The sequence below is a fragment of the Mycobacterium tilburgii genome (genome assembly GCF_902168065.1).
In the GTDB taxonomy this organism is placed as follows: Bacteria; Actinomycetota; Actinomycetes; order Mycobacteriales; family Mycobacteriaceae; genus Mycobacterium; species Mycobacterium tilburgii.
Window position 1 is genome coordinate 43,391 of the sequence record NZ_LR655704.1, and the last position, 12,780, is coordinate 56,170.

Genomic DNA, 12,780 nt, shown 5'->3' on the forward strand with positions numbered 1-12,780 from the left:
TGGAACCGCTCGCATGAAACCCCAAGGAGAGCATTCTGACCGTGGCTGCCCAGAAGAAGAAGGCGCAAGACGAATACGGCGCGTCAGCGATCACCGTGCTCGAAGGGCTCGAGGCCGTCCGGAAACGACCCGGTATGTATATCGGGTCCACCGGTGAGCGAGGTCTGCACCACCTCATTTGGGAGGTGGTCGACAACTCTGTCGACGAGGCGATGGCTGGGTACGCGACCCGGGTCGACGTTCGTATCTTCGATGATGGCAGCGTCGAGGTGGCCGACGACGGGCGGGGCATTCCGGTGGCCATGCACGCTACTGGCGCTCCAACCGTCGACGTCGTCATGACCCAACTGCACGCCGGAGGCAAGTTCGGCGGCGAGAACAGCGGCTACACTGTCAGCGGCGGCCTGCATGGCGTCGGTGTGTCGGTGGTCAATGCGTTGTCCACCCGCCTGGAGGTCAACATCAAACGCGACGGCTATGAGTGGTTCCAGTACTACGACCATGCGGTGCCCGGCACGCTCAAGCAAGGCGAGGCCACCAAGAAGACCGGGACCACCATTCGGTTCTGGGCCGACCCCGAGATCTTCGAAATCACCCAATATGATTTCGAGTTGGTGTCGCGCCGGCTGCAGGAGATGGCGTTCCTCAACAAGGGTTTGACGATCAACCTAACTGACGAACGGGTGTTGCAGGACGAGGTCGTCGATGAGGTGGTTAGCGACACGGCCGAGGCGCCCCGGTCGGCCGAAGAGCAGGCGGCCAAATCGGCCAAGCCGCATAAGGTCAAGTACCGCACATTCCATTACCCGGGTGGTCTGGTCGACTTTGTCAAGCATATCAACCGTACCAAGAATCCGATCCAGCCCAGCATAATTGAATTCCGCGGCGGGGAACCGGGATACCAGATGGAAATCGCGATGCAGTGGAACAGCGGTTATTCGGAGTCGGTGCACACATTCGCTAACACTATCAACACCCACGAGGGCGGCACTCACGAAGAAGGCTTCCGCAGCGCGTTGACCTCGGTGGTGAACAAGTACGCCAAAGATAAAAAGCTGCTCAAAGACAAGGATCCCAACCTGACCGGCGAAGACATCCGGGAAGGCCTGGCCGCGGTGATCTCGGTGAAGGTAACCGAGCCGCAGTTCGAGGGGCAGACCAAGACGAAACTTGGTAACACCGAAGTGAAGTCGTTCGTGCAGAAAGTCTGTAACGAACAACTCACGCACTGGTTCGAGGCGAATCCCTCCGCGGCGAAAACCATTGTTAAAAAATCGGTTTCGTCCGCGCAAGCCCGCATTGTAGCGCGTAACGCGCGGGAGTTGGTGCGGCGTAAGAGTGCCACGGATTTGGGAGGATTGCCGGGTAAGTTGTCCGATTGCCGTTCTACCGATCCACGTAAGTCCGAATTGTATGTGGTGGAAGGAGATTCTGCGGGCGGGTCAGCCAAAAGCGGCCGCGACTCGATGTTCCAGGCTATCCTGCCGCTGCGCGGCAAGATCATCAACGTCGAAAAGGCCCGCATTGACCGGGTGCTGAAAAACACCGAAGTCCAAGCCATCATCACCGCTCTGGGTACCGGAATCCACGACGAATTCGATATCACCAAACTGCGTTACTACAAGATCGTGCTGATGGCTGATGCCGACGTCGACGGCCAACACATCTCTACCCTGCTGCTCACCCTGTTATTCCGGTTCATGCGCCCGCTGATCGAACACGGGCACGTGTTTTTGGCCCAGCCCCCGCTATACAAACTCAAATGGCAACGCAGCGACCCCGAATTCGCCTATTCCGACCGGGAACGCGACGGCCTGCTTGATGCCGGGCAGAAGGCGGGCAAAAAGATCAACAAAGACGACGGCATCCAGCGTTACAAAGGGCTGGGCGAAATGGACGCCAAAGAACTCTGGGAAACTACCATGAACCCCTTGGTGCGGGTACTGCGTCAAGTCACCCTCGACGACGCTGCCGCCGCCGACGAATCATTCTCCATTCTGATGGGCGAAGACGTCGACGCCCGCCGTAGCTTCATCACCCGCAACGCCAAAGACGTCCGCTTCCTCGACGTTTAAAAGTCTTAACCTGTTGTGCGACTTCTAAAAAGAGGACTACATGACCGACACGACGCTACCCCTGGGCGACGATTCTGTCGACCGGATCGAGCCGGTCGACATTCAGCAGGAGATGCAGCGCAGCTACATCGACTACGCAATGAGCGTGATCGTGGGCCGCGCCTTGCCGGAAGTTCGCGATGGACTCAAGCCAGTGCATCGCCGGGTACTGTACGCGATGTACGACTCCGGATTCCGGCCAGACCGCAGCCATGCGAAGTCAGCGCGGTCAGTCGCCGAGACGATGGGTAACTATCACCCACACGGTGACGCGTCGATCTATGACACGTTGGTGCGGATGGCGCAGCCGTGGTCGCTGCGCTACCCATTGATCGACGGCCAAGGCAACTTCGGTTCGCCGGGCAACGACCCGCCAGCCGCGATGCGGTACTGCGTCACCGGGGACGCGTTGGTGCGCTTACCATTCGGTGGCTCGGTTCGTATTGCCGATGTGGTGCCAAACGCCCGACCCAACTCCGACAATGCAATTGAATTGAAGGTGCTCGATCGGCACGGCAACCCTGTGGTCGCCAATCGACTGTTTCATTCGGGCGAGCACCAGACATATGCGGTGCGAACAGCCGAAGGCTACGAAGTCACGGGAACGGCCAACCACCCGCTCCTGTGCTTGGTCAACGTCGGCGGTATACCTACATTGTTGTGGAAGCTAATCGAGGAAATCCGACCCGGCGATCACGTCGCGTTGCAGCGGACACCGTCGGTGGAGTTCGGTCCGGTAGATTCGCATTCGACGATGGAGGCGCTTTTATTCGGCGCGTTCATCAGTGAGGGTTTCGTCTCTGACGGGCGCGCCAGGTTCAACAACCCTGATCGCTATTATTTCAACGTAGTGGTGGCCGCGTACGACGCGGTTGTCGGCGGCCACCACTACCTGTCGACTAGGACCATCGCATCCGGTTCGGTGCTGCACGAGCTCGATATCCAGGACTTGACCGAACTAAAGAAAACCCGACTGGCCGACTTGTGCGGGAATCGGTCGGCGGACAAGTTTGTCCCGAATTGGCTGTGGCATTCACCCGTAGCCGTCAAGCGCGCCTTCCTGCAGGCGCTGTTCGAAGGAGACGGATCATGTTCGATGCTGTCGCGCAACACAATTCAGATATCTTACTCGACGAGCAGCCGGCGGTTGTCTGTCGACGTGCAGCAGATGCTGCTCGAATTCGGGATTATCTCGCGCCGTTACCGTCACACGGTGGGCAGATACAAGGTGGTCATAACCAACCGCGGAGAAGCAGAAAAGTTTGCCACAGAAGTAGGTTTTGTTGGCGCCAAGCAAGCCAAGCTGACGTCCATCCTCCATTCGATGGCACCTTGCGCACGACGCGATTCGGACCACGTTCCGGAGTTGGCGGCGTTCATCCGCAGCCACGCCGGTGGTTCTTGGATGGATCGTGACTGGCTGAACCGGCACAGTGTTGATGAGATCGCAAGGTCGCGTACTGAAGCCGACGAGATTCTTGCCCATATCGCTGATCCCGATGTGCGGTCCATCGCAAGCGATCTCACCGACGGACGTTTCTACTACGCCGAGGTGGCCGCAGTCGTTGACGCGGACGTGCAACCGGTGTACAGCTTACTCGTCGACACAGCGGACCATGCATTCCTGACCAACGGATTCGTCAGCCACAACACCGAGGCTCGGCTTACGCCGTTGGCAATGGAGATGCTTCGCGAAATTGACGAGGAGACAGTCGATTTCATCCTGAACTATGACGGTCGGGTGCAGGAGCCGACTGTACTGCCCAGCAGGTTTCCCAATACGCTAGCCAACGGTTCGGGTGGCATCGCGGTCGGCATGGCCACCAATATCCCGCCGCATAATCTCGGTGAGCTTGCTGAGGCCGTGTACTGGGCGTTGGAGAATTACAACGCCGACGAAGAGGCTACGCTGGCCGCGGTCATGGAGCGGGTGAAAGGACCCGATTTCCCGACTTCTGGGCTGATCGTCGGTTCACAGGGTATAGCCGACGCTTACAAGACTGGCCGCGGCTCGATCCGGATGCGCGGCGTGGTGGAAATTGAAGAGCTCAGGGGCCGAACATCTTTGGTGATCACCGAGCTGCCGTATCAGGTCAACCACGACAACTTCATCACCTTAATCGCCGAGCAAGTACGCGACGGCAAGCTCGCCGGCATCTCGAACATCGAAGACCAGTCCAGTGACCGAATCGGCATGAGGATCGTTATCGAACTCAAACGTGACGCGGTCGCCAAGGTGGTGCTGAACAACCTCTACAAGCACACCCAGCTGCAGACCAGCTTTGGCACCAACATGCTGGCGATCGTCGACGGGGTGCCGCGCACACTACGCCTCGACCAGATGATTCGCTTTTACGTCGAACACCAACTCGACGTAATCGTGCGCCGGACCACCTACCGGTTACGAAAAGCTAACGAGCGGGCCCACATTCTGCGCGGTCTGGTCAAGGCGCTAGACTCGCTCGACGAGGTGATCATGCTGATTCGGGCGTCAGAGACCGTCGACATCGCCCGCGCCGGCTTAATCGAGCTGCTCGACATCAACGAAATCCAGGCTCAGGCAATCCTGGATATGCAGCTGCGGCGCCTGGCCGCGTTAGAACGTCAGCGTATCATCGACGACTTGGTCAAGATCGAAGCCGAGATCGCCAACCTGGAAGACATTCTGGCCAAGCCGGAACGGCAGCGCGAGATCGTGCGCGACGAGCTCGCCGAGATTGTGGAGAAGCACGGCGACGAGCGACGCACCCGAATCATCGCCACCGACGGCGAGGTCAACGACGAGGACCTGATCGCCCGCGAGGACGTCGTGGTCACGATCACCGAGACCGGTTACGCCAAACGCACCAAGACCGATCTGTACCGCAGCCAGAAGCGGGGCGGTAAGGGTGTGCAGGGCGCCGGGCTCAAGCAAGATGACATCGTCGCGCATTTCTTCGTGTCGTCGACGCACGATTGGATCCTGTTCTTCACCACGCAGGGCCGCGTTTACCGAGCCAAGGCCTACGAACTGCCCGAGGCGTCCCGGACGGCGCGCGGTCAACATGTTGCCAACCTGCTAGCATTCCAGCCGGAGGAGTGCATCGCGCAGGTCATTCAAATCCACAGCTACGAGGACGCACCGTATCTGGTCCTGGCCACCAAGAACGGGCTGGTCAAAAAGTCCAAGCTGACCGACTTCGACTCCAACCGATCCGGCGGAATCGTTGCGATCAACCTGCGCGACAACGACGAGTTAGTCGGGGCGGTGTTGTGCTCGGCCGAGGACGACCTGTTACTGGTCTCGGCCAATGGGCAATCGATCAGGTTCTCCGCAACAGACGAGGCGTTACGGCCGATGGGCCGCGCCACCTCCGGCGTGCAGGGCATGCGCTTCAACGAAGACGACCGGCTGCTGTCGCTGAAGGTGGTCCAGGACGGCATGTATTTACTGGTGGCCACGGCGGGCGGCTACGCCAAGCGGACCGCGATCGAGGAGTATCCGGTGCAGGGCCGCGGCGGCAAGGGTGTTCTCACGGTCCAATACGACCGCCGGCGTGGCAGGCTGGTGGGGGCGTTGATCGTCGATGACGACAGTGAGCTGTATGCGATCACCTCGGGCGGCGGTGTCATCCGCACCGCCGCGCGCCAGGTCCGCAAGGCCGGCCGACAGACCAAGGGCGTCCGGTTGATGAACCTGGGTGAGGGCGACACACTGCTGGCCATCGCGCGCAACGCAGAAGAAAGCGCCGAGGACGAAGCCGAGGAAGCCAACGACACCACTAGGTCCGGGAGCTAACCAGCACGGCGTCTGCATCCGGTAGGCGGCCCGCCGGGGCATTGCCACCGGACGTGGGCATTAGACTCAGTACGATCAGACCATGCGAGTGCCACCGATCAGGCGGGCCGGGGCAAGCAGAGGTAAGGAGTCTGGTGACCTCATCGAGCGAGCCGGGCGCACCCCAAAAGGGCGACAGCCCGAACGGCGACATTGCGGCCGGGATGTACCAGCACGGTGCGCCTTCGCAAGCCGGCCGCGGGTCCGATGGTTCTGATACGCTGCCGTGGCAGCGGGGCGCCGCCCGGGCCGCCAACCCCGAGAATCGTCAGGGCGAACCACTGACGGAGGCACGACCGCAAGGACCGCTGTCCGATGTGGACGCCCGGCTGAACCGGTTCGTTGCGGGCGGCAATGCGCCTGTTACTAGTGGGCAAGGCCAACCGAAGAGCCCCGAAGCCGAGACGCCCAAACGCGCCAACGGGCCAACGCACGAGGCCTATGCCAGCGAGCTGCCGGACCTTTCCGGCGGTGCGCCGCGCGGAGTGCAGCGTAAGTCCCCGTCGGACTGTGGCGCGGAGGCGGTGCAGCCGAGCGGGCGAGCGGGCACCCGGGAACCGCGGGAAGGCCGCGACAACCTGGTTCAGGTCACGCGGCGCCGCGGCGGCCCGGTCCGGGCGAGCATGCAGGTCCGCCGGATCGATCCGTGGAGCACGTTGAAGGTGTCGCTGATGATGTCGGTGGCGTTGTTCTTCGTGTGGATGATCTCCGTCGCGTTCCTCTACCTGGTGCTGGGTGGTATGGGGGTGTGGGCGAAGCTGAACAGCAACGTCGGCGACCTGCTGAACAACACCAGCGGCAGCAGTGGCGAATTGGTCTCTAGCGGCACGATCTTCGGCGGTGCCGTGTTGATCGGGTTGGTCAACATCGTCCTACTTACGGCGATGGCAACGATCGGCGCGTTCGTCTACAACCTGACGGCAGACTTGATCGGAGGCATCGAAGTGACGCTGGCGGATCGAGATTAGTTGGGGCTTTGGGATAGGGCGGTGAGTGCTGTAATCTCGTCGCTCGGCTGTACGCGTGTCCGGGCCTATAGCTCAGGCGGTTAGAGCGCTTCGCTGATAACGAAGAGGCCGGAGGTTCGAGTCCTCCTAGGCCCACAACCATGTACCCGTCCAGACGTTGTGTGAGACTTGCATTGCCGTTGGTGCTGATTGCGTTGGTGGCGGCGGTGGTGTGGTCGCGACGCGGGGTTGAGATCTGGCACGTGGCAGCTGTTGATCCCACACCCGTTGATCCGTCTGCCGCATCTGGCGGTCAAGAGGGGCCTTAGCTCAGTTGGTAGAGCACCGCCTTTGCAAGGCGGGTGTCAGGGGTTCGATTCCCCTAGGCTCCACACCGCCGGACGATGCCAAACACGGCCGCGCCGCCGGCCAGCACCACGACCGCGGCACCCACGATCGGTTCGCGACTACGTCCTGCGCGGCGGCGAGATCGCGAAAGAGTCGCTGCCTCGGGGTCGGCCGGATTCCGCGTTTGCGCTCATATGCTGCCTTTCTGTGCCGTTTGTGGAACCTACAGACTGCCACCAACATGAGGCCGGTGGGCCTATCGCGGCGCGACGTTGGTATTTTCGTGCCAGGCCGCGCCGGGTGGCACCGGGTTGTGGACGGAGGGGTGGGTAATGGCAGACTCTGGTGTCGTGATCAACAGCCCACGTCAGACTGCAGCTGCCACGATGCACACCAATCGCGGCGACATCAAGATCGCTCTGTTTGGGAATCATGCGCCCAAGACGGTCGCCAACTTCGTTGGCCTAGCGCAGGGCACCAAGGAGTACTCGACGCAGAACGCATCCGGCGGCCCGTCCGGCCCGTTCTACGATGGCGTGGTCTTCCACCGGGTGATCCAGGGCTTCATGATCCAGGGCGGCGACCCGACGGGTACGGGACGTGGCGGACCGGGGTATCAGTTCGCCGACGAGTTCCACCCGGAGCTGCAGTTCGACAAGCCGTATTTACTGGCGATGGCCAACGCTGGTCCGGGGACCAACGGCTCACAGTTCTTCATCACGGTCGGCAAGACCCCGCACCTGAACCGTCGGCACACGATCTTTGGCGAGGTGACCGACCCCAAGTCGCAGAAGGTCGTGGAGGCGATCTCGACGACACCGACCGACGGCAACGACCGTCCGACCGAACCGGTCGTCATCGAGTCGATCACCATTTCTTAGTTAGGTTCTTATCTTTAGTTGGGTATTTTTAGTTGGGCCCTGTTCGCTGAGCCGGCCACGCTAGGCCGGCTGGGCGGCTTTCGGCCCGTGTATCCGACCGCGGTGAGGGCGGCCAGCACGACCAGCGGGTCGGTGCCGAGTTCCCAGCGGGAGAACAGTCAGGCCGTCGTCGGTAATTGCCAGCTTCGGTCGTGCGCGCCAGATGCCACCGGCAATCACCAGCAGTTCTGCCCCGGCAATTCCGGCCAGAACACAGCCAGGCGCGTCTGTAACCACAGTCACACTCGCGATAGCCATGAAAGCGCCGACGACGCCACAACCAGCGATTCCCCCAACCCAGGCTCCCACATTGTTTGCTGCATAGTGTCTAACCCTAACCCCTCCCACCAGCTCCGATGCGGTTATCCACACCAGCTACCAACAGTTGGGATAAATCACACGCGTGTGATTGGGTGATCACAAGGTTGCTGGTTCAGGCACCGACGCGCCCCGAAACGAATTCATTCCACATCAGATCTTTGTTTAGTGCCAGCGCATCGTGAGCAACAAACCGGTGATCATGAAAGCGAACGCGATCGCGTAGTTCCAGGGCCCAAGTTGGGCCATCCAATGCAGCGCGGTCGGAGCCTGGCTACCGACCGCCGCCAATTGGAACACCATCAGCCAGACCAACCCGATCAGCATGAGGCTGACGAACAACGCAACGAACCACACGCTGGACGGCCCAACCTTCACCTTGACCGGCGTCCGGCTAACCGTGCTGACGATAAAGTCGTTCTTCTTGTGGACCTTGGACTTCGGCATGACTACCTCGGGATCACGGTAAACAAGACGGGTGCAATGATAGCGGTTGTAGCTGCACGCAAAACTTGGCTACGAGATTAACGCACCCGGCGGCCCGACCAGGAAATCGGAGACGCGATGACACAGCCCCGCCGCTCGCCGTGATGCTTCGGCGTCCCCCTAGTTTGCCTGCCGACCGGTCTGCTCATCGCCGCCACCCACGGGGTGGCGAGCGGGGCCGCGATCCGGCGCAGCGCCGCGGCTGGTGGACCTGGTGCGCGAGACGCAGGCGTCGGTGGATCGCCTCAAGACCAAGCGCGACGTGCTCGCCGGCAAGATCGACTTGACGCAACCTGAAATCGACTGACGCCGCCTTGGTGGCCATGCTGCGCCGCTCCGCCGAACTGGCGGTCGAGGCGCAGATGACCCCAGTGCACGGGCCCGGGTTGACGGTCACCCTTGACGATGCTCAGCGCGACGCCAACAGCCGGTTCCCGCAGGACGCCTTCCCCGACGACCTGGTCGTGCACCAGCAAGACAGCGTGGCCGTTCTCAACGCCCTGTGGAGCGCCGGGGCGGAGGCGATCCAGATAGCAGGACCAGCGGATCATCCCCACCTCGGTGCCGCGCGCTGCGTGGGTGACACGCTTACTGCTCAACGGGCGCACCTATAGTCCCGCCCTACACGATCACTGCCATCGGCAATGCCACGGCCATGCAGGCGGCGCTGGCCGTGGCCCCCTGGTGATCCTCTATAAGCAGTACGTGGTGCGCTTCGGCCTCGGCTACCACGAAACTGTCAGGCCGGACGTGCGAATCGGCGGTCACAGCGAACCGGCCCGCACCCACACGCCGAGCCGGACGCGCCGATCGGCTACTGACAGACCACGGGAAAGTGGCAGGCCCGCGGTCGAATGGTACCCTGACACGATGCGGATCCTTGTTGTCGACAACTACGACAGCTTCGTGTTCAACCTCGTGCAATACCTGGGGCAGCTCGGAGTCGAGACCGACGTGTGGCGCAACGACGACACCCGGTTGGTGACCCCACCGGGCGGGCACGCCGCGATCGCCACGCAGTTCAACGGCGTGCTACTCAGCCCGGGACCCGGCACCCCCGAGCGCGCCGGAGCGTCCATCGCCCTGGTTCGCGCGTGCGCCGCAGCGACCACCCCGTTGCTCGGGGTCTGCCTCGGTCACCAGGCCATCGGTGTGGCGTTCGGCGCCACCGTGGACCGGGCGCCCGAACTGCTGCACGGCAAGACCAGTAGTGTGCACCATACCAATACCGGTGTGTTGCAAGGACTTCCTGATCCCTTCACGGCCACGAGGTACCACTCGCTCACCATCGTGCCCGAATCGCTGCCGGAGGAACTGCAGGTGACCGCTCAGACGGCGAGCGAGGTGATCATGGGCGTGCAGCACACCGAGTTGCCGATCCACGGCGTGCAGTTCCATCCCGAGTCAATCCTCACCGAGGGTGGGCACCGGATGCTGGCGAACTGGCTCACCTACTGCGGGTGGTCACGCGACGACACCCTGATCCGCCGGCTGGAAAACGAGGTCCGCTCTGCGGTGCGGCCGTATTTCCCCGAGCCCGCGGCTACTGACCGAACTTCAGCGTGATGACACCGTCTCGATTCACCCCGGCGCCAGCCGGCGGGTTCTGATAGACGACCCGGTGAGACTGGGAACCGCCAGCGTCGACGTCGGGACCCTTGTCCAGCACGCCTGTCCAGCCCAGCGCCCGCAACCGCGGCTCGGCGTCGGTCCAGAACATGCCCGTCAGGTCTGGCATCGTGAACTGATTGCCCTTGGACACATGCAGCTCGATGATCGAGTCCACCGGAACCGTCTGGCCTTTGGGCGGATTGGTGCCGACGATCTCCCCGGCGGGGCGGGTGCTGTCCACCTGCGCCTGGGTGATCTTGGTGAAGCCGTAGACGGTGAGGTTCTTCTGGGCGACGTCGACGGTCTGTCCCGCGACGTCGGGAACCTGCTTGGTCTCGGGTCCGGAACCGACTATGACCATGACAACGTTGGTGATGGCTGACGTCTGATTGGCCGGCGGGTTGGTGCCGATCACTTTGCCCAGTAACTCCGGGGTGGACGGCGAATTCGCCTGCTTGAATTTGCTGAACCCGGATGCCTTGAGCTTGCTCACCGCGTCAGAGTAACTCAGCGAGGACACGTCGGGCACTTCGCGTTGCTCGGGTCCGGTGGAGACGTTGATGGTGATCTCGTCGCCGGCAGCCACCGACGCGTTGGCGCCAGGATCGGTATTGATGACGTGGTCGGGCGGGATTGATGAGTCAGGCTGCTGCAGCGTGCGCGTCTTGAAGCCCCGATTCTGCAGCGCCGCAACGGCATCCGCGGAGACCTGGCCCCGCACATCAGGGACTTGAACATCGCGGGTCGAGCTGCCGAAGGTGTTGAACGCGATCACCACGACGATCGTCAGCACCGCCAGCACAGCGACTGCGACGACCCAACGCCCGACCGGGCCCCCCATGCGGTCCAGGTCGGCGTCGGTCAGGCGCTGCTGGGGCAGCGGGTCGGTGCGGGGGCCATGCGTGCCCGACGCCATCAGCGAAGTGCGCTCGGCGTCGGTGAGGACCTTGGGCGCCTCGGGGGTCTCGCCGTTGTGCACCCGGACCAGATCGGCGCGCATCTCCGCGGCGGTCTGATAGCGGTTGTCGGGGTTCTTGGCCAGCGCCTTGAGCACGACCGCGTCGAGGTACGCCGAGATGCCCTCGTGCCGCTTCGACGGGGGCACTGGGTCTTCCCTAACATGTTGGTAGGCAACAGAAACCGGAGAATCACCGGTGAAAGGGGGCTCGCCGGTAAGGATTTCGTAGAGAACGCAGCCCAGTGAATATACGTCAGACCGGGCATCCACCGAGTCGCCGCGGGCCTGCTCCGGCGAAAGATATTGAGCCGTGCCGATAACCGCAGCGGTCTGGGTGACGCTGTTGCCGCCGTCGGCGATCGCGCGCGCGATTCCGAAGTCCATCACCTTGACCGCATTGGTGGCGCTGATCATGATGTTGGCCGGCTTGACGTCGCGATGGATGATACCGTTTTGGTGGCTGAAGTTCAGGGCCTGGCAGGCGTCGGCGATGATCTCGATCGCGCGCCGCGGCGGCAGCGGGCCATCGTTGTGCACGATGTCGCGCAGCGTGACCCCGTCAACGTACTCCATGACGATGTAGGGCAGCGGCCCGCTGGGCGTCTCGGCCTCCCCGGTGTCGTACACCGCGACAATGGCCGGGTGGTTCAGCGCCGCGGCGTTTTGTGCCTCGCGGCGGAACCGTAGATAGAAGCTGGGATCGCGAGCTAGATCGGCGCGCAGCACCTTAACCGCGACGTCGCGATGCAAGCGGCCGTCGCGGGCTAAGTGAACCTCGGACATCCCACCGAAACCGAGGATGTCCCCTAGTTCGTATCGGTCGGACAGGTGCCGCGGGGTGGTCATTGCGGTGTCTCGTATCGGGCCGGAGACAGGTTGGGCGTCAGGGGGTTAGCCCAGCTCAGTTTGAATGGCCTGCTCTGGAATCCAGAATTGCTCACGGCCGGGCTCTGTGTCCAATCCAGCCGCAGGCTGGGGGCCGAACCGGCCGTTGTCTTGTTCGTCGGCGGGATACCGGTGTCGGTGACCGTCGGGGGCGGCTGCTGCTGGGTGTCGGCGCGGGAATTGATGACGATAAGCACCGCGATGATGATGGCCAGCGCCCCGAGCACCCCTGCGGCCCACAGCAACGCGCGCTGCCCCGAGGAGAACATGCGTCGCGCCGGCGGTGGACGATGAACGGCCGAGGACGGGCGCGCGCGGCGTGGCGCCGCAGTCCGGGGGCCGGCGGCCGCGGTTGCTCTGGTCGCCGGATTCGACG

Annotated in this window: 7 protein-coding genes, 2 tRNA genes and 3 pseudogenes; 8 read left to right on the forward strand and 4 right to left on the reverse strand. The window is 62.5% G+C overall.

What is annotated here, in order from left to right:
- Positions 1-41: 41 nt before the first annotated feature.
- From gyrB to FQ389_RS08540, 6 genes are all read left to right on the forward strand, one after another.
- Entirely contained in the window at positions 42-2,075 is a 2,034-nt protein-coding gene (gene gyrB / locus FQ389_RS08510; protein ID WP_144206803.1) for a DNA topoisomerase (ATP-hydrolyzing) subunit B, read from the forward strand.
- Between the two features lie 40 nt (positions 2,076-2,115).
- Positions 2,116-5,892: an intein-containing DNA gyrase subunit A gene (gene gyrA, locus FQ389_RS08515; RefSeq protein WP_144206805.1), complete on the forward strand. Its 3,777-nt coding sequence runs from the start codon at positions 2,116-2,118 to the stop codon at positions 5,890-5,892.
- A gap of 134 nt (positions 5,893-6,026) precedes the next feature.
- Positions 6,027-6,899 (forward strand): DUF3566 domain-containing protein, encoded by an 873-nt coding sequence (locus FQ389_RS08520; protein ID WP_144206807.1) that lies wholly within the window; start codon positions 6,027-6,029, stop codon positions 6,897-6,899.
- 61 nt (positions 6,900-6,960) lie between these two features.
- Positions 6,961-7,034: transfer RNA gene (locus FQ389_RS08525), tRNA-Ile, on the forward strand.
- 163 nt (positions 7,035-7,197) lie between these two features.
- Positions 7,198-7,270, forward strand: a tRNA-Ala gene (locus FQ389_RS08530).
- A gap of 288 nt (positions 7,271-7,558) precedes the next feature.
- Entirely contained in the window at positions 7,559-8,107 is a 549-nt protein-coding gene (locus FQ389_RS08540; protein WP_144206809.1) for a peptidylprolyl isomerase, read from the forward strand.
- 14 nt (positions 8,108-8,121) lie between these two features.
- Here FQ389_RS08540 and FQ389_RS19525 read toward each other — a convergent pair.
- Positions 8,122-8,469, reverse strand: a pseudogene (locus FQ389_RS19525) (hypothetical protein).
- A gap of 160 nt (positions 8,470-8,629) precedes the next feature.
- On the reverse strand, positions 8,630-8,911 hold the full coding sequence (gene crgA, locus FQ389_RS08550) for a cell division protein CrgA (protein ID WP_144206811.1): 282 nt from the start codon (positions 8,909-8,911) through the stop codon (positions 8,630-8,632).
- 168 nt (positions 8,912-9,079) lie between these two features.
- On the opposite strand from crgA, the pseudogene FQ389_RS08555 reads away from it, so the two are divergent.
- Positions 9,080-9,771: pseudogene (locus FQ389_RS08555) on the forward strand (DUF881 domain-containing protein).
- Between the two features lie 49 nt (positions 9,772-9,820).
- The gene (locus FQ389_RS08560) at positions 9,821-10,516 is read left to right on the forward strand and encodes an aminodeoxychorismate/anthranilate synthase component II (protein WP_144206813.1); all 696 of its coding nucleotides are present in this window, start codon (positions 9,821-9,823) and stop codon (positions 10,514-10,516) included.
- Here the strand turns inward: FQ389_RS08560 and pknB are convergent.
- Together pknB and FQ389_RS19530 are read right to left on the reverse strand one after the other, a co-directional pair.
- A complete protein-coding gene (gene pknB / locus FQ389_RS08565) occupies positions 10,494-12,365 on the reverse strand; it encodes a Stk1 family PASTA domain-containing Ser/Thr kinase (RefSeq protein ID WP_144206815.1) in 1,872 nt (623 codons plus the stop codon). The two genes, FQ389_RS08560 and pknB, sit on opposite strands and share 23 nt — an antisense overlap.
- Positions 12,362-12,780 (reverse strand): annotated as a pseudogene (locus FQ389_RS19530) (serine/threonine protein kinase); the annotation flags it as partial. The pseudogene FQ389_RS19530 and the gene pknB, both read right to left, overlap by 4 nt.

Coding starts and splice junctions, on each gene's coding strand:
- gyrA (WP_144206805.1), top strand. CDS start 2,116: ATGACCGACACGACGCTACCCCTGGGCGACGATTCTGTCGACCGGATC.
- FQ389_RS08540 (WP_144206809.1), top strand. CDS start 7,559: ATGGCAGACTCTGGTGTCGTGATCAACAGCCCACGTCAGACTGCAGCT.
- crgA (WP_144206811.1), bottom strand. CDS start 8,911: ATGCCGAAGTCCAAGGTCCACAAGAAGAACGACTTTATCGTCAGCACG.
- FQ389_RS08560 (WP_144206813.1), top strand. CDS start 9,821: ATGCGGATCCTTGTTGTCGACAACTACGACAGCTTCGTGTTCAACCTC.
- pknB (WP_144206815.1), bottom strand. CDS start 12,365: ATGACCACCCCGCGGCACCTGTCCGACCGATACGAACTAGGGGACATC.